We start from the raw sequence: 23661 nt of genomic DNA on the forward strand, positions 1-23661 counted from the left end.
TTTGGGCTTTTGATATTTTATCTATTAGGAAGCTATTTGACATTGGGCCAGATGGGGGTATAGAATGGCAGCAAAAAGAACCGGGGTGGTTAATGATGGAGCAAGCGGCAATAATTGCAGTGATTATAGGCTTGGCTTTGCTGGTTTTTTTGCTTTTTCAACTGCAGCAGCGAATAAATACCCTTCGCGACCAAATGGATAAGCTGGCAGCCGGCAATCTTCATCTGGAGAAAAGCCAGGAAAGGATGGAACAGCTGCTGAGAGAGGAAATGAGCTGCAACCGGGAAGAAATGAATGTGACGGCTCGGCAGGGCAGGGAAGAGCTGAGCAATTCATTTAAGACCTTGAGCGATTCGCTCTCGGCACGAATGGTAGAAATGGGAAACTTGCAGCAATACCAGCTGGATGGTTTCTCCCAACAGATGGCCCATTTGACCCAGAGCAATGAGCAGAAGCTGGAACAGATGAGGGGAACCATAGAAGAAAGGGTGAGGGAATTACAAAAGGAAAACGCCCAGAAGCTGGAGCAGATGAGAACGGTGGTAGATGAAAAACTGCATGCTACTCTGGAACAACGGCTGGGCGAATCCTTCAAACTGGTAAGTGAGCGACTGGAACAGGTACATAAGGGCCTGGGTGAAATGCAAGCTCTGGCAAGCGGTGTTGGTGATCTAAAGAAAGTTCTTAGCAATGTTAAAAGCAGGGGAACCTGGGGAGAAGTGCAATTGGGCAATATACTGGAAGATATACTAGCTCCGGAACAGTATGGCAGCAATGTGGCAGTAAAAAAGGGGGCGGAGAGAGTGGAGTTTGCCGTAAAACTCCCCGGACCGGATAAAGAGGGCTCTCCCTTATGGCTGCCAATAGATGCCAAATTCCCCCTGGAGGATTATCATCGCCTCCTGGAGGCTTATGACGGGGCCGATTTGGCTGCTATAGAACAGGCGGGCAAAAACCTGGAAAACCGGATTAAGGCCCAGGCCAAAGAGATCTGCAGCAAATATATTGAACCCCCTGCCACCACGGACTTTGCCATAATGTTTCTGCCCACCGAAGGACTTTATGCGGAAGTATTACGCCGGCCGGGGCTTTTTGAGAACCTGCGCCAGGATTACCGGATAACAGTTGCCGGGCCTACCACCCTGGCAGCGCTGCTGAATAGTTTATCCATGGGATTTCGCACCCTGGCCATTCAAAAGAGATCGGGGGAAGTATGGGCCATATTGGGAGCCATAAAGAGCGAGTTTGGCAAATTCGGTATGGTATTGGAGAAAACCCGCAAGAAACTGCAGGAAGCCAGCAACAGTATTGAGGAGGCCGCCAGGAGATCGCGGGTAATGGAACGAAAACTAAAAGAGGTGGAAGAACTCCCTGAAAAACAGGCGAATGAATTATTAAGCGCTGAGGGCTATGGGGAGGAAATAGCGGCCGGAAGTGATAGCTGATTCTAATCCTCCAGGCCGATAAAAGCCCCCATCCTTCCCGTCCGTCCTTTTTCGGCCCGATAAGAGAAGAAAAGATGGCAGTTGCAGGCGGTGCAGAGATGGGAGTCAATGATATGGGCTTCCTGAATACCGCTTTCCTGCAAGCTTTGCTTTATGCTTTCCCGCAAATCCCAGTAATAGCCATGGGCATTTTTATGCAATATGGCCTGGTGATGGGGAAAGGCCGTTTTTACTCGAAGAGCCAGCTCCGGCTGAATCTGAAAACAGCAGGGGCCGATGCCCGGCCCGAGAAAAACCTCGATGTCTCGTGGCAAACAACCCAGCTTTAACATTTCTTTTACGCTCTCAGCAGCAATTTTCCCCATGGTGCCCTTCCAACCGCTATGAGCCATAGCTACCACCCGTTTTTCCGGGTCAAAGAAGAAAAGGGGGATGCAGTCGGCATAAAAGCTGCCCAGGATGATGCCCGGGCTATTTCCTACCATAGCATCAAAGCCGGGGAGAGCGGTTTCATAATCCCAGGCACCGGAACCGGCCAGGCTTTTATCCACCCGCAGCACCCGCTGGCCATGAACCTGCTGGCAGCAAACCAGATTATTGAGCTTTTGCCCCAGACTGGCCAGGAAGCGGCGGCGGTTATCCAGCACCTTTTCCCGTTCATCTCCCACATGCAGCCCCAGGTTTAGCGAAGCAAAAGGAGGAGAACTGCTGCCACCCCAGCGGGAAGAAAAGGCTATATTTACTCCCGCCTCCCGCCAGTGAGGGATAGTTATGTAAGGTATTTCGCTGCCATCGGCCCATTGCCAGTGCTGCATTTGTCCATCCTCCGCTTTTAGTTTAGAATAAAAAGTCAGGGATCAGTCAGGAGTGTGTTAAAGGACGGTTCCCTGACTCACTATTGCATTATTATATAATATACCAGACCCCCTATTATTTAAGCATCGGAAGAAAACTACGTAGCAGTTTCAACACAACGCTGCAACGAAATGGGGGAACCTGCCGCTTGTTTTGCTAATAGTATCCCGGACGATTAAAGAAGCAGGACATATTTATCTCGTTATAAGATATGACTGTTGTAGAGAATAAGGGCAGAAAAAACAGCGGGAAGAAATCAGGAATAGGATTAGAGCAGTTTTTGGAGAAGAGGGAAGTCAAGTGTTGACCATCAGCGAAGTGGCCGGACGCTTTAATATCAGCAATCGCCAGGTGCATGAACTTATGGACTACGGTTATCTTACCGTAGCTCAGGTGGAACGGAAAGATAATCGCGGCATCTGTTTTCTTTTTTCTGAGAAAGAAATCGAAACCCTGGATATCCCTTCGCTATTAGCCGAGATAAAGGAGAAAAGGGAGCGCAATGAAAAGCCCCGCTACCAGGGTTCATCAGACTTGAGGAAAATAATAAAGGCCTTCAATTATTATGATCGTTTTTTGGAAGAGATTGAAGAATACCCGGAAGCGGAGCTCCTAAAAGCCTGTTTTTATCTTTTTCATCTCAACCACTACGCAAAAACCTACCCGGAGATCAGCAAAAGCCTTTACCAGCTGAAAGCCAGAGTTCTGGAAAAAGTCTACCGGGAGAACCAGGCTAAATTCAAGGTAATCTATTTACTGGGAGCGGATAAAAAGAAAGTCTGGCTTTGTGAGGATTGCAAGGAGGCAGCTCACTCCCGAGGGCTGTCTTATAACCGTTTTATCAGAGAGGATGCTTATTGTTCCAAATGCTATATTCAGTCGGTGGAAAAAGAATACTATTCTCTACTGGAATTTATACTGCGGGTGGGAGATTATCGCTTTATCTTCCATAGTCCCCGCTCACTCGCTGCCGCCTGGGTGGATAATCTGCCGGAACTACCCTGCGAAGTTCGCCGGGAGGGTTTTTATGAAGATAGAATGTACCTTTACGGGCGCCGGGTAACCGCGGTAGAAGAAAGGGTTTTCCCCCTGGAAATGATCAAAGAGAAATTAATGGACTACCTGGGGAGAGACCCGCAGAGTAATGATTAAGTTTTGTTATTTCCGTACAGCGTAGTCTCCAAGGCAGCAAGCAGCCACTGAGGTGCCTTTGGTGACTTTCGCCCTGCAGGTATCTGGTAATCAATCTTAAGTATGGGTCACTATTCAGCTTGTACTCCGGCGTTCAAGCTTACTAATCATCATTCAGCTTCCTGATATTTTTGCCAAGCGTCAGGTCTCCTTAAGGTAGCGGGTATGAGAGATTAGCAGATTATTTGTTTTGGAGTACAGGGTGTTATGGCTATCTGATGGGATTAAGCTCCCAAATAAAAACCAGGCGGGTTAAGACACTTGCGACGGAGAAGAAATCAATGTATAATGGCATAGTGCCAAAGGCTTAAGAGAAGTTGCCGGCAGCATCCAAAAGCTAATAAAAAGTTAATATCTGTTGGAGAGGTGGCTGAGTTTGGCTGAAGGCGCTCGATTGGAAATCGAGTAGGCGGGCTAAAACCTGTCTCGAGGGTTCGAATCCCTCCCTCTCCGCCACTAAAGAACTACCAAGGGGTTTCAGACTTTGTGCTGAAACCTCTTTTTGATATTGTTTACAAAAGATAGGGCAGGAGTAGCCCTGGAGTAGCCGAAATGGGTGAGAATAGCCGGAAATAGGAAGAAATACTGCATAATAGATGCGAAAATGTTTTGTAATCCATGTTTTAAATAGTTGGCTTGTAGGCTATAGCTGACTAAATATCCCGGCATCGATCTTCTGAGCTTTTTGAGGGCTTCACCTATAATGTCCATGAAGGCTGTTAGAAAGGCATCCGCCTCCTTCTGGGTGATCTGCGGTAATACCTTATCTGCAATTGCCCGAGCTAGGTCGATCTTTATCATTGAGTATTTCACCTCCTTTATTGATATTGAACAACCCGTATCCATCCTGATAATGGATACGGGTTGTTCCGGTTTTGCAAAATATTTTAAGGGCTTGTTGGGGTATCTGGACCTTTTTTCTCCTATTACAAACAAAAGCAGTTAGGCGGTTTAATGATATCTGGATAACAATTATTAAGCGAATTGATGGTCTTTTTTCTATGACCTTCTTTCTAAAAAACTTTAGTAGAAATTAATTATTAAATTAATAATATATTTTTAAAACTGGTATAAATTCACTTTGTAGGATGGGTAGATCACATGATACTTGCATCATTGAAACTAATCCAGCGGCGGAAAGTGGCTGATCCAGAATTAGACAGCTTGTTGAAATATAAAGGTAAATATCATATCATTGAACAAAAGTAGCAAAATTAGGGAGAGGACATGCTTGATTTTATTGAAGTATCATTAACAAAAGAGCAACTAGCACCGATATGTAGGATAACGAAGAACGCAGACGATTTGAGTCAAGTGAAGAATGGGATGGGAAAGAAACTTATTTTCAAGTAACAAATCATGTAAATTTACCGTATATGTCTGAATCTCAAGAGAAACGGGCTCGTGATACCATTCACGATCGGATAATGATACTTAATGAACTTGGGATTTTTAATGTACCTGTCGAAACTGAAGTTGATGTTGAACTACAGATTGATGGTAACACCGTTTCTGGAATTGTAGACGGTATAGAATTGCATCCTGACTCAGGTATTATAATCAGAGATTGGAAATCAAGTATTCATGAAGAGTTTTATAAAAGATATGAGAAGCAATTACAATTCTATACACTAGCACTGATTGAACAAGAAAAACAGGTTTCCAGTGCACAGTTGGTCGATGTATCTAAGACTATAGAATCAAAAAACCTATTTACTCGTGAAATAAATATAGATCCATCTTCTTTGGAGAGTATAGTTACAGAGCTAAGAGCAGCATTAAAGGGTATTTTAGAGGGAGATTATAGACCAAATCCTAAGCCTGAGACTTGTTTCTGCTGTGATATGTCGAGATTATGTGCAGAAAGGGTGGACTGATATGTTTACTAGAGCGGAGGATATATGGGAATTAAAACCATTAGCTGAAGACCTAGAAGCAGGAGCTCGTTATGCTTCGATTACTTTACCGTGGACATTCAACCGAATGGCCTATAATACAGGTTCTAAAGGGCAACAAGGTAGAGGGCTTAATATTGCGAAAGGAATTGTTGCGCAAAAAATGCTGTCCCGGGCTCTTTCGGAGAGGAATGTAGTAGCAGAAGTACAAAGAAAAAGTCATCGGGATGATGATTTGTTTGATTTTCAAGTTGTAATAAACGGAAAGATGAGTAAATTAGATTTAAAGTCTTGGAATTATTTTTCTAATTACAATGTTTCTGGTAGGGAACCATTTACCTCAGCTTTAATAGAAAAAAATGCGGGTTATGCAGGACCAGAATGGAGAAAGTTTTTCCCTATGCTGGTGCCACACACGCAGATTGGCCAGGAGAAGGAAGCCTATTGTTTTGGTTTAGCCTCTAGTATTGATTTTAGGAATAATGTAGAAGCCGATAGGGATGGGTATATACTGACTGCTTATCCGTATGGAGTTGTGTAACCTTTTATGAGTTCTAGTAAATTATGTCTGGTGAGAGAAGAAGAGGGCAAAGGTATATTCTTAAAATTAACTTGGCAACCGGGATTTATAGGTAAATCAAATATGGGCATATCTATTGTTGGTGAATGGGACAACCAAGTATCAAAAACCGTTATAATGTTAAAGGGAGGAAAACCGAAAATATTGGGTCCATTTTCGTGTATTTCTTCTTTTCAGATATCTCATGAGGAATATAACGATTGGGTTAACGGAACTATTGAGATTGGCATTGCAAAAAATGAACTTACTAAGCAGGTACTTAACTCTGTAAGAAGAAATGTAAATATAATTCCCGCTGCATGTATGACCCTAGAGAGAAACGATTTTTGTAATCTAATGCTACCTAATGACTACACTTTGTATCTGATTGGTTGGTTAACTAAAGAGGAGTTCCTGGAAGCATGTAAAAAATATACTGGGTGGGTATGGCCTTATGATAGGGTTAGTAGATTTAACAATCAAGCGTGGGAACAAATAACCGATGATGATCGCAAGAAAATAACCAGAGCGGGTTTTGCTGATTGTATTCAAGAAAAGCCGCGTTTAGTTAAAGCTGGATGGTTAAAAACTACCGGTAGAGGAGGAGGAGCTTGCTGTTACGTTTATCCCAATATAGGATCAAACGGAGGGATAAAAGAGACAAATCTTTATGTTTTGGCACAAGACCTACATACAATGGAAGAACTCTGCATAGAAACTTGAGGGAGATATATGTAAATGATAGATACCGAAACAAGTAATAATAACTTAACCAAAAAGAGATCCGGGCCACCAAATAGGATGAATGATCTTATATATCGTGATTGGATGAAGTTCCAAAAAAGTTTCTTTAGATTTAAAGACTACCAAAACCTTATTGAAGAATGTGTTTGTTTTTTTACTAAAGCGATTTGGCCAGATAATAGGCCTTCGCAGACATTAATTATTGGTTTTGAAGATATTAATAAAGAAATGATTCCCAAACCACGCCAAATTGAATACAAATCTGTTAAATCTATAGGTGAAATAGTAAAAATACTTAAGCAAAAAGAAGAATATTACGATTTTGTTCTTATTGATTTAACAAATATTGATAGCGAAGAAAAACTTGCGGACTTCCTAAATAATGATGCTGATTTATTATTCTATAGCTTGCGGAGATCTATGGTAACGTTTCGCTATTGTGGTGTAGTGTCTAAACTGCCAAGAACAAATGGCTCTGGGTTTCCTATACCATGGTCAATAGCTTTTTCTTCACGTAACCATCTAAGGCTAAGAGATGAAAAAGTTGGATTAGTAGAAGCAACCGGCCAAATACTATATTGTCTTTTTATGCAAGCTGAAGATGATTCCGAGTTGGCTAAAAAAGTTTTCCCAAATGAATTATCAATTTTCAATGGTAATATAGAAATACCTAGCTGGACAATTCCGAAATCCCCACCACGTTCTAGTATTGAAGTCTTGCACCCAGCTAAATTTCCAGAGACTCTTGTTGAAGAGTTTATAAAACTATTCACAAAACCTGGAGATAATGTTTTTGATCCAATGGCCGGGACTGGTAGCACCTTAATTGCTGCCCTTAGAAATGAAAGAAATGCTATAGGAGTAGAACTAAGTCCGGAATGGGCTTCAATAGGACAAAATCGCCTGAATTACGAACTTCAGCCTACATTGTTTGGGGAACCTCTTCAAAAGGCTAAAATGTTACAAGGGGATGCAACTAATCTTGATGCGATAGGCCAATTGAATGGTGTTTATTTTGATTATGTAGTAACTAGTCCGCCGTACTGGTCAATGCTTACTAACCCAGGGAGTGAGAATCAAAGAAATCGGAGGAACAAGAATCTTCCACTTACCTACTCTAAAGACCAAAACGACTTAGGAAACATACAAGATTACAATGATTTCTTGGATAAACTTGTGAATGTATATGACGATGTGGTAAAAAAGTTGAATTCGGGTGGAGTTATTACTATAGTAGTTAAGAACGTTAAAAGAAATCATATTCTTTATTGTCTTGCCTGGGACTTAACAATCAGACTATGTCAGAAAGATAAACTATTAGAATATGCAGGGACTACACTATGGTGCCAAGATGATGTGGGATTAAAACCGTTTGCTGTTGGAACTCATTGGGTTAGTAATATCTTACATCAATATTGTCTTCACTTCCGTAAGAAATAAGGGTTGGAATAGCCCTGGAGTAGCCGAAATAGCAGGTAATAGTAAGAAATAGATGATAAAAAGGTTTTTTACTACTGCAATTATCACCCCTTGAAAAGTCAGAAAACAGCATTAGGGGATACTTGCTTTTATTTAACATTCATCTAATCGGCATGGTTTTATCCACCAATTTTGATTCCGATAGCCTTTTTGCAGCTCTTTTAAGTGATTTTTTTCAGCTGAAAAACGATCTTTCATCTCCAGTAGCCAACCCTTAAAGTGTTCATCCATCTCATGGTCTGAAAAACGCCGGTAATCTGAATCAGAGAAATCTGGACTAAAATTGTTTTTCAGGATGCCTCTTGAGCCGCATATTGGGCATTCTACTTGGTTTTCATTAATCAGTCGGAAGAGATCAGATCCACAGATAGGACATTCCTTGCTTTCGGCATGATACTCACGCCCATTGAAGAGTTCCCGTCCCAGAGCCCTTGCATAGCTGATGTTTTCAGGGTTTAATAGGGATTCTCCTGGCAGCGAAGCGTGAATCTGCCAACAATCAACCAGTTTCATTCTGAGCAGCTTCGGCATAACCATGCAGGCAATTTTACTATAACCCTCCCAGCCCTCAGATCCGTATGGCATTACAATGATACAGGGTTTCCCCTGCGTATCTTGGGAATAATTCTGTGACCCCAGCAGCCGATCAGTCAGCATTTTATAATAGCCGTGTGGCCCCAGAAAATATACTGGAACTCCAATAATAAGTGCATCCGCCTCTCTAATTTTTTCAATTACAAAATTGAAATCGTCTCGGACTGGACAAGCGTTATTAGGCTGCAGACAGCGATAACAGGCCTTGCATGGTTTTATCTCCAGGTCAGTTAGGCGAATCAGTTCCCGGTTGCATTCCTCCGGGATATTATTTATGATTTCTTTCACTAAAATCTCACTGTTACCTAATTTTCTATTGGAAACAACTAATCCTAGAACTTTTTTCATGATAAAAATATATCCTTCCTTGAAATTTATGCCCTGTATGTCTGGTCCTAGTCATCTGTAATAATAAACTTTGGCGGCAGAGACTGATGTCCCATCGTTGAAATAGCATGTGATATTGACTGAAGACCAGGAGTTACCATCTGCTTGGATTTACCATGTGTGTTTGGCAAGTATAAAATACATCAAACGGCAAAAAATAAATCCAGCACCCCAGTTTCCACTATTTCCTTATCGTGGAATGTGTAAGTCTGTAGCTTTGTCCACCAAAAACCAGTAGATGACTATGGTGGATTAAGCGGTCAATAATCGCACTGGTTAACTTCTCATCGTAGAATATGCCATTCCATTTACTAAACTCTAAGTTGGTAGTGATAATAATACTGCGTTTTTCATAGCAATCAGCTACTACCTGAAAGAGTAGCTGCGCACCCTGGCGATCCAGGGGAATATAACCCCATTCATCGCAAATTAGTAAATCCAGCTTCGCCAGTTGCTTTAGCATTTTGCCCAGATTACCAGCATTTTGAGCATCATTTAACTCGTTGACCAGGGTTGATGTTCTATAAAATCCCACCTTCTTTCCTTGATTACAGGCTTCTACACCGATGGCGGTAGCCATATGGGTTTTGCCCGTTCCCACCGGGCCATATAGAATCAGGTTTTCCCTGTTTTTTAGGAGGGCTGCAGTTTTCAAATCATCTAATGGTATTGATGCCGGTATCTCAATATGATCAAAACTGTAGCCATTAAAGGTTTTTATTACATCAAAACCGGCTTGTCTTAAACAGCGGTTTTTACGGTTTAATTCCCGTCCCTTAACCTCTATTTCTAAAAGTTTAGCCAGAAACTCTTCGTGGGTATCAGCCTTAATATCTGCATAGTTCTGTACTATGCTGTTCCCCCAGCGTAATTGCTTGCAATAGTCTTTAATCAATTCTTTCATCTGCACTCACCTGCTTTCAGGAAAGTATCATAGCAGGTCAGATCAGGAGTATATATTGCCGGTGAATTTATGCCGGCAGATAATAACGGCAAAAAATCATTAAAGGTTGGTTCGGTTAATCGGCGGTAGCTTAACAGGATACTGTCAGCATCTGCTTTGCCGGAATCTAATGTCTCCAGCAAGCATATGGTTGCTGTATCCATATCTGTTTCGGTTATCATACGTACTAAAAGATTTAGGCTCTTCTTTTTTTCCGCGTAATCCAGATTATTAAAATAGTCCTGCCAGGGGTCAGGTAGTTCGCGATAAAATCCAGTATATTTCAAAGCATTAGGGCGTTTGGCCAGTGTAGTTAGGTAAGGCAGCCAATCCATTAGTTCCTGATTCTGGCCATATAATCGTTTATGTTTTACGATAGGCTGGTATTGTTCGTTTAATAGTTCCACCTGATGGGCACCTAGCCTCATATATAGTTCTTTATTTGCCACCTGGGGTGATGCGGAATATACGTTTGTATCAACACAGACTTTGCCGTATTTGTTGGCCGATAATTTCTGCATACGGCCGATCGTAAATGGTTTGGCCGGCAGGGGTAGCATGGCTGTAAGGTCATCTTGGAGAAGCTCATTTATTACCCGGCCTTTACGGTAATGTTTCCGACAGTGGTCTTTTTCAGCCACGGCAAAAAGTCCCTGGTTAAATTCTTCAATATCACTAAAACTGGGTTCGGGTACAAAGTAGTTCCTGCGGCTGTAACCCACCTTGTTTTCAACATGGCCTTTTTCGTGCCCTTTACCGGGGTTGCAAAATTGGGGCTTAAAGCCGTAGTGGAGGGCGAAGCGGTAAAATTGGTCTACTAGTTTCCGCTCTCCTTTTTCCCCAATACCAGCAACTGCCGCTGACATATTATCAAACCAGATTATCCGGGGAACATGCTCTAAATATTCAAATATGTCTTTTAGTCCGGTTAACAGGCATTCCTGGTTCTGACCCCGAAATATCTGGGGATACCCAGCATTACTATACGGCAGCGAAAGAATTAATTCATATCCTTTGACTTTCTGGCCTTGCTCAATCATGACGATTTCGCCGAAGTCTACCTGCGCTTCTCCTGCTGGGTGTTCCAGGGGAAGGTAGCCTTCTTCTTCACCGTATAGTTCTTTTTTTCTGGCAGATACATAAGTGCGAACAGTTCTTTCACAAGCATTAAATATATCCTGATGTTCATCACACAGCCGGTCGTAGATGCGCCGAGCAGTGTGCCGTTGTTTAACTGGCCGGTTCAGGTCTTCTTTAAGCCAGGCGTCAATTATCGGTTTTACCGGGTCAAGCTTCGAAGGTCGTCCTCTTTTAGGTTTTCGGATTTCATTGAAATCGGTTTGCTCTGCATATTTTTTTACAGTCCTGAAATCATGTCCGGTCTCTTCGGCAATACTCCTAAGGGATTTGCCTTTATGAAAGTTTAAGTGTTTGATATGATATTGTTGTATCATCGTTAGCATCCTTTCTTATCTACCTCCTTTTGTCTCTTCAACAAAAAGGGTAGTATATTTTGGGGGTGCTGGCGATGATTTTTTTTCCAATTTACTGCTGTATTTTTAACTTGCCATTCGCTGTATTTTTATTGTGCCATAAACACCATGAGCTAAATGCCTGCCGTTATTGTCATTAACCATCGCCTCGGTTATACAGATACTTCTTCCTGCTTTTATCAATTTCCCTTCAACGATAAGACGGCCTTCTTTTACCGGTGCTAAATTATCTACACTAACATCCATAGAAATATAACCGGCATTTTCTTCAACATGACAATAAACCGCCCAATATGCGGCAGTGTCGATAAGCGAGGAATAAACGCCTCCATGAATACCTCCAAAGGGGTTAAGGTGTTTCCTCTCCAGATCAACCAAAACCTTGGAATAGCCTATACCCAACTCATAGATCTGCATAGACAGCAGTTGGAAGTAGGGCCCCCGGTTGATAAGGTCAATAACTTCTTTAATATGATCCGGATTAATCAATCGCAAAATAACTCCTCCTTAACGCAAATTACGCACGTACGCTCGTTCATATAATGACAAACAAATATACCTTAGAAGATACTTGGGATAATTTAATCGTTGACGACTAATAACCCAACAGCCAATGTTTTGTGGAAAGAGAGGACCATTTCTATCATTTCCTCTTTTGTTATAGCCTTGAGAACTACCCATTTGTATAACGAGAATTTTTCAATGGCTAATATGGAGTGTGCGATAGGGGAGACCGGGACATTTTTAAATACACCTTTTTTAATACCGTATTCAATATTTCTTGAGTAAAACTCTAGCAGCCTATCCTCGAATTGTTTTAAACATTGATCAATAGGAGCACTTGATCCAGCAACTCGACTATATATCTCCGACAAGGTTTCATTTTGAGCAAAAACCTCCATGGTTAATCGCTTAGTCTCGATAAATCGCTCATACAAGTCCTTTTCTACCAAATAGTACTCGCTTATACTCGAGATAATTTGTTTGGCAAAGTCCTCAAGAAGGTTTTTTAAAATATCTTCCTTGTCAACAAAATAATTATAAAAAGTACCTGTTCCAACTTCTGACAGAGCGATAATATCGCGGATTGATGTATTGTAGTAGCCCTTTTCAATGAATAAATCTAAAGAACATGTTAATATCTTCTGTCGTCTTTCTTTATTTTGCTTTTCTAGTGGAATTGGCATTTTGTTCCCTCCGAGCGAGCATTCGTTCATTTCTAATCTTATAATATATTGCCTCAAATGTAAATAAATTAGTACTGTGACTCCACTGCAAAAAGTTATTAATATTCATTGGCTTGTATAAATATACCGCTCAATTCCCTTAAAAGCGACCGAAGGGTATGTGGGGAACGACCCCCGTGTTGTTTCGAATCAGGCGCAACAACCTTAACAGCGACTGCAAAACATGGTAAGATAAAGCGCCATGATCACTAAAAGTGGTTGTACTTTTTGTAATTAAATGATATAATGCGCCTGTAAATAATGTGCGAGGTGGATGCTCGTGTATCGTCTAGCGATAGAACAGCTTTATACATGGAAAGCAAAAAAGAACAAAAAGCCTTTAATCATTCGTGGTGCCAGGCAGGTAGGTAAAACATGGCTGATGAAAGAATTCGCTAACGCAGCCTACGAAAGCAGCGTCTATGTCAGCTTTGACAACAATCAGCGAATGCAAGATTTATTTACAGTGAACTTCGATGTAGAGCGCATTATTACCGGATTGGAACTTTATGCTGGACAAAAAATAAATCCCCAAAGCACAGTTCTTATTTTTGATGAAATACAAGAAGTCCCCAAAGCTTTGACCGCGTTAAAATATTTTAATGAGAATACACCTCAATATCAAATTATCTGTGCTGGTTCAATGCTCGGTGTCGCACTGCGTCAGGGTACATCTTTTCCGGTTGGGAAGGTGGAATTCTTAGACTTATATCCTTTATCCTTCACTGAATTTATGCTGGCAATGGGCAAAGAGCAATTTGTTGATTTGCTGCATAAGGGTGATTTTAATATGGTGACAACTTTTAAGACAAGCTTTTTCGATCTTTTGAAGTTCTATTACTATGTTGGCGGGATGCCGGAAGTGGTTCAAAACTTTGCGGAAAACAAGGATTTTAACGAGGTACGGGAGATTCAGCAGCGAATTTTGGATGCCTATGAGCAGGATTTTTCCAAGCACGCGCCCAATGAAGTTGTGCCGAGAATACGGATGTTATGGAACAGCATTCCTGCGCAACTAACTAAAGAGAATAAGAAATTTATATATGGTTTAATCAGGGAAGGAGCTAGAGCAAAGGAATATGAACTTGCCCTGCTATGGCTAAATGATTGCGGTCTAGTTCATAAGGTACATAGAGTAACGAAGCCCCTTCTGCCACTGAAAGCCTATGAGGAATTAAAAGCTTTCAAACTATTTTTAGTGGATGTGGGTTTGCTTTCTTGTATGCTTCGCTTGAAGCAGGACACTCTTCTTGATGGTAATGAACTATTCAAGGAATTCAAAGGTTCTTTGACTGAGCAATATGTATTGCAGCAGCTTAAAACGCTGAAAGACATCGGGATTTATTACTGGACAAATGATCGCGGAAGCGCAGAGATAGATTTTATTGTTGATAATGGCAGACAGGTTATCCCTATTGAAGTAAAAGCAGAAGTAAATCTGCAAGCAAAAAGCTTAAAAAGCTATCGGGGAAAATTCAATCCGGCAATATCTATACGTACTTCGATGGCAGATTATAAAAAAGAAGAATGGTTATTGAATCTACCGTTGTATGCGGTGGAGCTGATGAATACTGCTGTTGCTCACTTTCTTTGTGAACACTTTGAAGGAAAAATTGATGTTGACCGGTGATCGCCCTTACCGTAAGGCTATGAGCCCCGAGGCTGTGATGGAGGAAATCCCCACTATTCGTTTAGAAAATGAAATTGAACGGAGTTTTGAGATGGATAAAATTGAACTTATTGCTACCGCTACTTTTGGGCTGGAAGCTATTGTAGCCCGGGAAGTGCGCAAACTGGGTTTTGACGAGGTGAAGGTGGAAAATGCCCGGGTTACCTTTCTGGCCTCCCTGGCGGATATTTGCCGGGCCAATCTCTGGTTGCGCAGTGCTGACCGGGTGCTGGTCAAGATGGGAGAATTCCCGGCCCGTTCTTTTACTGAGCTTTTTGATCAGACCCGCGAATTACCCTGGTCCGATTGGCTGCCGGCCAATGCCAACTTCCCGGTGCAGGGAAAGTCCATCCGCTCCAAGTTGTTCAGTGTGCCCGATTGCCAGGCGATTGTCAAAAAGGCCGTGGTGGAGAGCTTGAAGGGCCGTTATCACCAGGAATGGTTTGAGGAAAGCGGGCCTCGTTATACGATAGAAGTAGCCTTGCTTAAAGACATAGCCACCCTGACTCTGGATAGCAGTGGGGCGGGACTGCACAAGCGCGGCTATCGCCAGCTGTCCAGCGCAGCCCCGCTCAAAGAAACCCTGGCCGCAGCCATGATAGACTTAAGTCGCTGGCACCCGGACCGGCTGATGTTCGACCCCTTCTGTGGTTCCGGCACCATCCCCATTGAAGCGGCGATGATAGCTTTAAACCAGGCACCAGGTCTTAAGCGAGAATTTGCAGCGGAGAAATGGCCGGTAATTCCCCAAAAACATTGGCTTGATGCTAGAAGTGAAGCCAATGACCTGCTTAAGCGGGATTTGACCTTGAAGATTCGGGGGACCGATATAAATAAGGAGGTTCTGAGCCTGGCCCGCTATCATGCTCGCCAGGCCGGGTTGGAGAAGCATATTCATTTCCAGCAGATGCCGGTAAACCAGCTTCAAACCCGGGAAAAGTATGGATTTCTAATATGCAATCCTCCTTACGGTCAACGGCTGGAAGACCTGCCTTCGGTGGAAAAGCTGTACCGGGATATGGCCAGTGTTTTTAAAAAGAACCTGGAAACCTGGTCTTTCTATATACTAACTGCGCATAAAGATTTTGAACATGTATTTGGACGCCGCGCGGATAAGAGAAGGAAACTTTATAACGGTCGGATAGAGACCCATTTCTACCAGTTCTTTGGTCCTAAACCACCCCGGCGTAAGCATGAAGCGGAGATGCTTGAAAATGATTTTGATAAAGCTGGGCAGGGGAAAGGACTTATTTAGCGAATATTCCATATGGCTAAATTATTCGTAAGATGGTAAAAAAACGGGAAGGTGATGAAGTGCAGTCAGAACTTATGCGTATTTTGGCGGAGAAGCAGGAACGCAAAGAAAACATAGCGCTGGTTACCGTAATATCTTCCAATAGCCCGAGGGGTTGCCGAGCAGGGGAGATGATGCTGGTAGACCGTTTTGGCTATATAATTGGCGATGGCATTGGGGACAGCTTGTTGCAGGAAAATGCCCAAAGAGAAGCCCAGATTTGTATAAATGAAGGGATTTCCCGTAGAGTGATTCTCCCTTCGGAAGAGGGTATGACCGAGGTCTTCATAAATGCTTTTTGTCATCGCGACCAGTTGATAATAGTAGGCTCGGGTAATGTGGCTTTAAATGTTTATAGAATTGCCTCTATTGTGGGCTACAGCATAACTGTCATTGACAATAGGGCAGAAACGCTTAGCCGGGAAAGATTTCCCGAGGCCAAGGAACTGCTGCTGGGAGATATTGTTGAGTTGCTCAAAGCCTATAATATTGACGAAAACACCAGTATCGTTCTGCTAAGTTACCATCATGAATTTGATGAAGCGGCCTTGCTGACGGTAATCCATTCTCCAGCCAGGTATATTGGCATTATGGGCAATAAACACAAGGTAACCGCTTATTTTAGTAAGTTAAATGAATTAAATATTGCCGAGGAATTAATAAGCCGGGTTCATGTGCCGGTGGGTATTGATATAGGGGGAGAAAGAGCGGCTGAAATAGCGCTGGCGGTAGTGGCGGAGATGCAGGCGATTAAATATGGACGTGCCGGGGGGTTTCGCATCCTGCAAAGTGAGATAACGGGGAAAGTAGAACGGGATGAGCTTTTTTGATACCGAGAGCGGAACTGAAGGATATATCTGGTTTTATGAGCTAAGAGCCGTAAAGACTGCCGGTATTTGGATGTTTCCCTGGACTATGAATTGTTTGCCTGGAGTAATATTTCATGCTATAATTCCGTTTAGGTAAAGTGTTTAATAATTTACGCCCTCCCTTTACGGAAGGGTTTTGTTTTCTTTAGCATGTTATTTTCGTAGAAACACGGATAAAGCCCCATATAGGCTTTGATATTCGGAATATTGTAAAGATTAGTCCAAAAAAGTGACATTGCTTAAAGCAGTCGGCTTTTTGCATTTTATCAAGTTAAGATTTGCCGTGCTAGATGGGGAGGTAGCGGTGCCCTGTAACCTGCAACCCGCTATAGCAGGGTCGAATTCCTGAGCCGAGGGTCTATCTTGTGAGGTCCGGCTGGAAAAAGTGGCGTTGAAGTTTGGGTCCTTCGCAATGAGAACCTTTGAACCGTGTCAGGTCCGGAAGGAAGCAGCACTAAGAAGTAAATCTCATGTGACGAAGGGAAGCCTGGATGGAGCAAACTACTCCAGTAACGCTCGGAAGGTATTCTCGAGGCCAGGTGCACGGCTTAATATTTATAAAGGGCAGGTTTAAAACCTGTCTTTTTGTTTTATGCTGGTGCAGGGAAAAGGGTTTCAAAAGAGAAAAACTATTATATAGAAGCTATAAATAGAAACTATGATAGAAGCTAGGCAATGAGGAGGGATGAGTCGGTGGCTTATCTGGCATTATACCGGGCCTGGAGACCACGGCGTTTTGCCGAGGTGGTAGGACAGGAGAAAACTGTAACCGCGCTCAGAAACGCTGTTCGTGAGGGAAAGCTAAGCCATGCTTACCTTTTTTCGGGGCCCCGGGGAACAGGGAAGACCAGTATTGCTAAAATAATAGCCAAAGCGGTTAATTGTGAGAACCTGTCCGAGGGTGAACCCTGCAACCAGTGTTCCTCCTGTCAGGATATTAATAATGGCAACTTTATGGATGTAATCGAGATCGATGCGGCTTCTAACCGGGGGATAGATGAGATTCGCGATTTGCGGGAGAAAGTGCGGGTATTGCCGGCTCAAGGGAAAAACAAAGTTTACATTATAGATGAAGTTCATATGCTGACTACGGAAGCCTTTAATGCTTTGCTAAAAACTATCGAAGAACCACCAGACGCAGTTATTTTTATTTTGGCCACCACTGAATCCCACAAGATACCTGCTACCATTCGTTCCCGCTGCCAGGTATATAATTTTCGGAGGTTAACTACGGCCGAGATTACGGAAAGGTTGAGCGATGTTGCCGCCAATGATGGAATAATACTGGAACCGGAAGCACTGCTCTTATTAGCTCGCCGTGCCAACGGTGGCATGAGAGATGCCTTGAGTATGCTGGATCAAATCTATTCCTACAAGGGTAATAATAGCATAAGTAAGCAAGATGTCCTTGAAGTAATGGGACTGGTAGACGATGCGTTCATGGCCCAACTTATTGCTGCCGTACTTTCCCAGGATACGCCATCAATAATCGGAATACTGGGGACGGCCTTCAGCCAGGGCAAGGAGGCTCAGCAGTTGGCGCGGGAAGCGTCTATGTTCCTGCGGGATTTTCTTCTCTATCTCGTAGCAGGGAAAGAAGCCGATTTAGTAGTGGCAGGTGAAGAAAGCCAGGCTTTTTTTGAACAACAAAAAAGCCAAATCAACATGCAGAATCTGCTGCGGGCCCTGCGTATAATGATGGATACCGCAGATAAACTAAGGTTTAGCGAAGGGCAAAAATACTTGCTGGAAATAGCCTTTATGGAGATAGCAACTTTATTTAGTGAAGAAAAAAGTGCTCAACCATCGTTTTTGGAGGAGAAAAAGCCCAAGAAAAAAGCAGACCCGCGAGCAAAAGCTTCTTCAAACGAAGCCCAGGATGCTCTCTGGAACAAAATACTGGCAGCGGTAAAAGAAAAAAAGATTCCCACCCATGCCCTGTTAGTACAGGGAAAGCTGCTGGGAATAAAGGATGATACGGTGTATATCGCTTATAAAAAGGGGTATAAGTTCCACAAAGAACGTATGGAAGAGAGAGGCAACCGGGAAATCCTGGGTCAGGCGCTTAAAGAAATAATGGGCCGGGATATAGAAAGCCAGTTTATTTTTCTGGACGATGACCAGTATAATGATATTATTGTAAAGAAGGCGCTAGAATTTTTTGGAGAAGAACTGGTGGAGATTAAGGATTAAGGAGGATAAAAATAATGAAGTTTAACCCAGGTGGCGGCTCCATGAACAAAATGATTAAACAGGCCAAGCAGGTGCAGGAAAAGATAGTAAAAATGCAGGAGGAATTGCGCGAAAGAGAAATAGAGGCTTCATCCGGGGGTGGCGTAGTTACGGTCAAAGTTAATGGCAAGCAAGAATTAGTATCCATTCAAATAAAACCCGAGGCAGTAGACCCGGATGACCTGGAGATGCTGGAAGACCTGGTCCTGGCAGCGGTAAACGAAGGGATTCGTAAATCGCAGGAGATGGTTTCCAGCGAAATGGCAAAAATAACCGGGGGATTTAATATCCCCGGACTATAGGATATATCAGCCCAAATAGCATGCAGGAGGTTCAACCATGAGATTGGCTCGGCCCTTGGAAAATCTTATCGACCAGCTTTTGAAGCTCCCCGGCATTGGGCCCAAGACAGCCCAAAGGTTAGCTCTCTATATTCTCAAGCTACCCGAAATGGAAGCCCGGCAGCTGGCCCAGGCTATTGTTGACTGTCGGCAAAAAGTCTTTCCCTGTAGCCGTTGCGGTTACCTTACAGATTTTGACCCCTGTCTAATCTGTTCGGATGAAAGCCGGGATAAATCACTAATTTGTATAGGGGAAGAGAGCAGCGATGTTATTGCTATTGAGCGTACGGGCTTTAGAGGACAGTACTTTGTCTTAAATAAGGATTTTAATCTTATGGAGGACAAAGGCCTGGAAGATTTGAATCTAAAACCCCTGGAAGATAGATTGGCTACCGGGGAGATTAAAGAAGTAGTACTGGCATTGAACCCGGACATGGATGGAGAGGTAATGTCCCGCTTCCTGGCGACTGTTGCCGGTAGCTTTGGGGTAAAAGTAACCCGCCTGGCTCACGGTTTACCGGTAGGGGGAGATATCGAATTCGCTGATGAGATAACCCTGCGGCGAGCCTTGGAAGGGCGCAAAGAATTGTAAACATAAAAGACAGGCCCCCGGCATATGATGCTTTAGACAAGTATCTGTTATAGTTCAGGGGGCTTTTTTAGTGAAAATCTGCGCAACTATCTGGGATTGGGCCTGTAATTATTTGGTTCTCAAAGAAGATGACGAGAGTAAAAAGGAGGTCTCTCTAGAGGACATGCTCCAAGATGCCCATAGAGAAGTACAGGAAGCAGAAAACCTCTTTGCTCGGGTGGAAGATGAGGAAATGATAGACTATGCTATATTAAATCTACAGGCAGCAGAAAAGCGCTATAACTACCTGCTAAAAATTATGAAAGAGCAGGGGAAAGCTGAGGAGTCTCTGGAAAGCTAATGAAAAGCCCCTTAAAGATAACCCTTTAAGAGAGGTGAAAATATGGAGTGGGTTAATGTAATTATAGCGGCCCTCTTTTTCCTGGCGATATTATACATAATACTGCAAGTTCTTTTCAAACCAGTGAAGCTATTATGGAAACTGGCCATCAACTCGCTGATGGGCCTGGTTTTATTGCTAATCTCCAATTACATCGGGGCCTATTTTCAATTTGATCTACCGGTTAACATCATTACGGTACTCATTGCGGGTTTCCTGGGCTTGCCTGGAATCATCCTCCTAATATGCTTCCAGCTCCTGGTAAGATAACGAGCCGAAGTATGTTACCGCTTCTTTAAGCAACCGGGCTTCAATCAGAATACAGGCGGCGAGTTCTAATCCCCCCACCTCGTTGCAGCGCTGTGTTGAACTGCTCCGCAGTTTCTTGCGATGCTTAAAAAGATAAAGTAATTTTTAAAGGCCGAAAATCGGCCTTTTATTTTTCAAATAATATTTTAAACAGAAGGGGAAAATACAATTTAAATGATATACTGCTTAAACTTGATGTCACTGCAAAAAGTTATAAATATGCATTAGCGTGCATAAATATACTGTTTAGCTACATTAAAAGCGACCGAAGGGTGTGTAGGGAACGACCCCCGTGTTGTTCCGAATCAGGCTTTGTATATTTATACAACCTTTATGCAAAAAGGGTTTTTGCAGCAGAGTCAAACTTATGAATCTAACGATTCCACTGCAAAAACCCCGTTTTATCGCAGAGGATTGCATAAAGCATTATCGTTAAATATGAGTAACATTTAGCCGTAAAAAGATTAATATTGACGCATAATTCATCAATATCTTATACTTAATTAAACACTTTGCCCACCCTATTCTCTTTTTATCAGGAGGTGTTTTTTTTCACGCAGCAAAACACGGCCAGAATCGTGGAAGCATATGTGGGCGAATATGCCAGTGGCAAAAGCGAAGTGGCCATCAATAGAGCCCTCGAATTAAAAAAACAGGGCCGGGAGGTAACCCTGGTTGATTTGGATACGGTTGAACCATTTTATACCTTAAGAACACTTAAAAACGAGCTGGAGAAAAAAGGGCTTAAAGTGCTGGCTTTTACTCGAGCTCAATCCTTTGGACTGGGTGAAACAGGAGCAATGCTCAACCCGGCAGCCCGATGGGCGCTGAAACAGGAAGGAGATATCATCCTGGATGTGGGTTACGGCGTATTTGGTGCCCAGACCCTCAACCTGGTAGAAGGAGCAAATGAATCTCCGGAACTTAAAGTCATGGCCGTTATAAACTACTCCCGTCCCATGACAGGCAACCGGGAAAGAATAAAAAGTTATATTAAAAACTTGGGTCGGGTTGATGCTATCGTAGCCAATACCCACATGGGGGATGAAAGCACTATAGATTTAACAAAAACAGGAAACCAGGAGATATTTATAGTTGCTGCTGAACTGGGAATCCCGATAGCATATCAGGTGTTGGACGAAAAACTAAAAGATTCCGGGGAAAAAAACTGGGAGATACCAGTAAAATACATAAAAAGGTTTATGCCGACTGCAATATGGTAAAGAACGATAACTCCATTCAAGCTAATAGATATACCTTTTTGCAATCAGCTTTAATTGAACAGGAGGTGTCTTTAATAAATGCCCAAAATTTTTGAAGCAGGAAAAAAAGCATTTATTACTGGAAACGAAGCCGTTGCCTGGGCTGCCCTGGCGGCCGGGGCGGAGATTATGTTTGGATACCCCATTACCCCGCAAAACGAAGTAATGCACTATTGGACCCGTCTGGCCCCTGAGTATGGGAAAGGCTTCCTGCAGACGGAAGATGAACTATCCGCCGGTTTTACAGTGTGCGGAGCCGTCCAAAGCGGCAAAAAAGCTTTTACCGCGACAGCAGGACCAGGTAATGTTTTGATGCAAGAGCCCTTTGGCATGGCTGAAGCTATGCGTCTTCCGCTCTTTGCTGTAATCCAACAGCGAGGAGGTCCTTCTTCCGGTACCGTGGTTTATTCACAGCAGGAAGTAACATTGACTACTTATGGTGGAAATGGCGAAGGGCACCGTATCGTATATTCAACCGCCACACACCAGGAAATTTACGACTATACCATAAAAGGATTTAATACTGCTTGGAAATACCGCTTTCCTACCTTCTTGCTAGGAGATGGTTACCAGGCTAAGATGCGTGAACCCCTGGAGATGTATAACCCGGAAGATCGCGGGATAGAAATGGTTAAAACCTATCCATTAGTAGGACTGCAGGGGAAAATTGGAGAAGACCGGGAACCCCAGCACCTCTGCAATATTTACAGCCTGGAAGAGGAACTGTATGAAGTGGTGTTGAAATTCGCCGCCGAGTATGAAGCAATCACCCCGGAATTGGTCGAATACGAAGAAAAAGAATGCGAAGATGCCGAGATTATTATTCTTTCCCATGGAGTAGTTTCCCGGGCGGCGGACGATGCGGTTAAGATCCTAAGAGCCCAGGGCATAAAAGCCGGCTATTTCCGGCCGATTACTTTAAGACCCTTCCCCCAGAAGCAATTGCGTGAAGCCATTAACCGTAAGCCGGCTCGAAAGCTTTTAATAGCTGAATCAGCTTACGGACAATTAGATAGACTTACCAAACAGGAAATCTATGGAGAAACCGTGGCTATTGAAAACCTCTTTATGCCCGGAGTAGGAATAATAGATTATGACATTATAAATAAAGTAAAAAGCATCATGTAGGAGAAGGAGGCCAAGCATAAATGGGAATGATAGCACCAGCAATACCTAAGTCCTGGTATCTGCCTTCAAAACCCCACAAATTTTGTCCCGGCTGTGGGCATGGGATTGTCTTGAAGGCCCTGGGTGAAACCATAGATGAATTAGAAATACAAGACCAGGTGGTTTTCGGCTGTGACATCGGCTGTTCGCTTTTGTCCTGGAACTTTTTTGCCTGTGATAGCACCCAAACCCATCACGGCAGAACCACCCCGGTTATGGTAGGAATAAAACGCTCCCGTCCGGAGTTGATAACTATAGGATATATGGGCGATGGGGGAGGATATTCCATAGGTTCGCAGCACCTGCTGAATTCGGCTGTTCGCAATGAAAAAGTAACCCTTATCCTGGTAAACAATACTAATTACGGCATGACCGGCGGACAGATGGCCCCTACCACCTTGCCTGGACAGAAAACAGAAACCAGTCCGTTTGGTCGCGATGTAGATTTAACGGGATACCCCACCCGGGGACCGGAGTTTATTGCTGAACTAACTCCTGATAGCGCTTATGTGGCCCGGGCTACTGTTTCCAAATATAAGCAATTGCGCCGCTTCTTAAGAAATGCACTGAGAAACCAGATGGAAGGAAACGGATTCTCCTTTGTAGAGGTTCTTTCTACCTGTCCTACCAACTGGAGAACCAATGCCCAGCAGACCTGGCACTTCTTGGAGGATGAAATGGAGCAGTATTTCCCCATTGGGGAAATAAAAACCCCGTTTGGAAAGGGGGATAAATA

The 23661-nt window shown here is 43.2% G+C and carries 23 protein-coding genes, 1 tRNA gene, 1 other RNA gene and 1 pseudogene (1 of these 26 cut by a window edge); 19 read left to right on the forward strand and 7 right to left on the reverse strand.

What is annotated here, in order from left to right; translation table 11 throughout:
- Nucleotides 1–92: 92 nt before the first annotated feature.
- Entirely contained in the window at nucleotides 93–1445 is a 1353-nt protein-coding gene (locus SWOL_RS00100; RefSeq protein ID WP_011639484.1) for a DNA recombination protein RmuC, read from the forward strand.
- 2 nt (nucleotides 1446–1447) lie between these two features.
- On the opposite strand, the gene pgeF is transcribed toward SWOL_RS00100, so the two are convergent.
- Nucleotides 1448–2260 carry a peptidoglycan editing factor PgeF gene (pgeF, locus tag SWOL_RS00105; RefSeq protein ID WP_011639485.1) on the reverse strand — a complete coding sequence of 271 codons (813 nt, stop codon included), beginning with the start codon at nucleotides 2258–2260 and terminating at the stop codon, nucleotides 1448–1450.
- Between the two features lie 340 nt (nucleotides 2261–2600).
- Here pgeF and SWOL_RS00110 point away from each other — a divergent pair, with 340 nt between their 5' ends.
- Together SWOL_RS00110 and SWOL_RS00115 are read left to right on the forward strand one after the other, a co-directional pair.
- Nucleotides 2601–3452: a hypothetical protein gene (locus SWOL_RS00110; protein WP_011639486.1), complete on the forward strand. Its 852-nt coding sequence runs from the start codon at nucleotides 2601–2603 to the stop codon at nucleotides 3450–3452.
- A 399-nt stretch (nucleotides 3453–3851) separates the two neighbouring features.
- Nucleotides 3852–3947 (forward strand) — tRNA-Ser (locus tag SWOL_RS00115).
- Between the two features lie 21 nt (nucleotides 3948–3968).
- Here SWOL_RS00115 and SWOL_RS00120 read toward each other — a convergent pair.
- Nucleotides 3969–4292 (reverse strand): HU family DNA-binding protein, encoded by a 324-nt coding sequence (locus SWOL_RS00120; RefSeq protein ID WP_041427223.1) that lies wholly within the window; start codon nucleotides 4290–4292, stop codon nucleotides 3969–3971.
- Nucleotides 4293–4816: 524 nt separating this feature from the next.
- Here SWOL_RS00120 and SWOL_RS00125 point away from each other — a divergent pair.
- From SWOL_RS00125 to SWOL_RS00140, 4 genes and pseudogenes are all read left to right on the forward strand, one after another.
- A pseudogene (locus SWOL_RS00125) lies at nucleotides 4817–5368 on the forward strand (PD-(D/E)XK nuclease family protein); the annotation flags it as partial.
- 1 nt (nucleotide 5369) lies between these two features.
- Nucleotides 5370–5927 (forward strand): hypothetical protein, encoded by a 558-nt coding sequence (locus tag SWOL_RS00130; protein ID WP_011639489.1) that lies wholly within the window; start codon nucleotides 5370–5372, stop codon nucleotides 5925–5927.
- A gap of 30 nt (nucleotides 5928–5957) precedes the next feature.
- A complete protein-coding gene (locus tag SWOL_RS00135) occupies nucleotides 5958–6668 on the forward strand; it encodes a hypothetical protein (RefSeq protein ID WP_207635306.1) in 711 nt (236 codons plus the stop codon).
- Nucleotides 6669–6683: 15 nt separating this feature from the next.
- A complete protein-coding gene (locus tag SWOL_RS00140; RefSeq protein WP_011639491.1) occupies nucleotides 6684–8129 on the forward strand; it encodes a DNA methyltransferase in 1446 nt (481 codons plus the stop codon).
- A gap of 132 nt (nucleotides 8130–8261) precedes the next feature.
- Here the strand turns inward: SWOL_RS00140 and SWOL_RS00145 are convergent, their stop codons facing one another.
- The 5 genes from SWOL_RS00145 to SWOL_RS00165 form a co-directional block, all read right to left on the reverse strand.
- Nucleotides 8262–9110: a flavodoxin family protein gene (locus SWOL_RS00145; protein WP_011639492.1), complete on the reverse strand. Its 849-nt coding sequence runs from the start codon at nucleotides 9108–9110 to the stop codon at nucleotides 8262–8264.
- Between the two features lie 220 nt (nucleotides 9111–9330).
- The gene (istB, locus tag SWOL_RS00150) at nucleotides 9331–10053 is read right to left on the reverse strand and encodes an IS21-like element helper ATPase IstB (protein WP_011639493.1); all 723 of its coding nucleotides are present in this window, start codon (nucleotides 10051–10053) and stop codon (nucleotides 9331–9333) included.
- Nucleotides 10050–11546 carry an IS21 family transposase gene (istA, locus tag SWOL_RS00155; protein ID WP_423218532.1) on the reverse strand — a complete coding sequence of 499 codons (1497 nt, stop codon included), beginning with the start codon at nucleotides 11544–11546 and terminating at the stop codon, nucleotides 10050–10052. The genes istB and istA overlap by 4 nt, the downstream gene beginning before the upstream one ends.
- A gap of 105 nt (nucleotides 11547–11651) precedes the next feature.
- Nucleotides 11652–12080, reverse strand: a complete 429-nt coding sequence (locus tag SWOL_RS00160; protein ID WP_011639495.1) for a PaaI family thioesterase — start codon at nucleotides 12078–12080, stop codon at nucleotides 11652–11654.
- An 86-nt stretch (nucleotides 12081–12166) separates the two neighbouring features.
- Nucleotides 12167–12772: a TetR/AcrR family transcriptional regulator gene (locus SWOL_RS00165; RefSeq protein ID WP_011639496.1), complete on the reverse strand. Its 606-nt coding sequence runs from the start codon at nucleotides 12770–12772 to the stop codon at nucleotides 12167–12169.
- A gap of 319 nt (nucleotides 12773–13091) precedes the next feature.
- On the opposite strand from SWOL_RS00165, the gene SWOL_RS00170 reads away from it, so the two are divergent.
- The 12 genes from SWOL_RS00170 to SWOL_RS00220 all read left to right on the forward strand — a co-directional run.
- Nucleotides 13092–14441 (forward strand): ATP-binding protein, encoded by a 1350-nt coding sequence (locus SWOL_RS00170; RefSeq protein ID WP_011639497.1) that lies wholly within the window; start codon nucleotides 13092–13094, stop codon nucleotides 14439–14441.
- A gap of 91 nt (nucleotides 14442–14532) precedes the next feature.
- Entirely contained in the window at nucleotides 14533–15735 is a 1203-nt protein-coding gene (locus SWOL_RS00175) for a THUMP domain-containing class I SAM-dependent RNA methyltransferase (protein WP_011639498.1), read from the forward strand.
- 32 nt (nucleotides 15736–15767) lie between these two features.
- Entirely contained in the window at nucleotides 15768–16604 is an 837-nt protein-coding gene (locus SWOL_RS00180; protein ID WP_011639499.1) for an XdhC family protein, read from the forward strand.
- A 320-nt stretch (nucleotides 16605–16924) separates the two neighbouring features.
- Nucleotides 16925–17190: signal recognition particle sRNA large type (gene ffs, locus SWOL_RS13860), an RNA gene on the forward strand.
- A gap of 146 nt (nucleotides 17191–17336) precedes the next feature.
- Nucleotides 17337–18836, forward strand: coding sequence for a DNA polymerase III subunit gamma/tau (gene dnaX, locus SWOL_RS00185; RefSeq protein WP_011639500.1), 1500 nt, complete (start codon nucleotides 17337–17339; stop codon nucleotides 18834–18836).
- 14 nt (nucleotides 18837–18850) lie between these two features.
- A complete protein-coding gene (locus tag SWOL_RS00190) occupies nucleotides 18851–19177 on the forward strand; it encodes a YbaB/EbfC family nucleoid-associated protein (RefSeq protein WP_041427226.1) in 327 nt (108 codons plus the stop codon).
- Nucleotides 19178–19214: 37 nt separating this feature from the next.
- A complete protein-coding gene (gene recR, locus SWOL_RS00195; RefSeq protein ID WP_011639502.1) occupies nucleotides 19215–19808 on the forward strand; it encodes a recombination mediator RecR in 594 nt (197 codons plus the stop codon).
- 70 nt (nucleotides 19809–19878) lie between these two features.
- Nucleotides 19879–20148 carry a DUF2508 family protein gene (locus SWOL_RS00200; protein WP_011639503.1) on the forward strand — a complete coding sequence of 90 codons (270 nt, stop codon included), beginning with the start codon at nucleotides 19879–19881 and terminating at the stop codon, nucleotides 20146–20148.
- A 42-nt stretch (nucleotides 20149–20190) separates the two neighbouring features.
- Nucleotides 20191–20457, forward strand: a complete 267-nt coding sequence (locus SWOL_RS00205) for a pro-sigmaK processing inhibitor BofA family protein (RefSeq protein WP_011639504.1) — start codon at nucleotides 20191–20193, stop codon at nucleotides 20455–20457.
- Between the two features lie 617 nt (nucleotides 20458–21074).
- Nucleotides 21075–21719, forward strand: a complete 645-nt coding sequence (locus SWOL_RS00210) for a hypothetical protein (RefSeq protein WP_155814086.1) — start codon at nucleotides 21075–21077, stop codon at nucleotides 21717–21719.
- Nucleotides 21720–21797: 78 nt separating this feature from the next.
- Nucleotides 21798–22886, forward strand: coding sequence for a keto/oxoacid ferredoxin oxidoreductase subunit alpha (locus tag SWOL_RS00215; protein WP_011639506.1), 1089 nt, complete (start codon nucleotides 21798–21800; stop codon nucleotides 22884–22886).
- Between the two features lie 20 nt (nucleotides 22887–22906).
- Nucleotides 22907–23661 carry the 5' portion of a thiamine pyrophosphate-dependent enzyme gene (locus SWOL_RS00220; RefSeq protein ID WP_011639507.1) on the forward strand. The gene runs 1 nt beyond the window's last position, so the window shows 755 of its 756 coding nt (coding positions 1–755); the start codon lies at nucleotides 22907–22909; the stop codon is cut by the window's right edge — 2 of its three bases fall inside, at nucleotides 23660–23661.

The organism is Syntrophomonas wolfei subsp. wolfei str. Goettingen G311, assembly GCF_000014725.1.
Lineage (GTDB): Bacteria > Bacillota > Syntrophomonadia > Syntrophomonadales > Syntrophomonadaceae > Syntrophomonas > Syntrophomonas wolfei.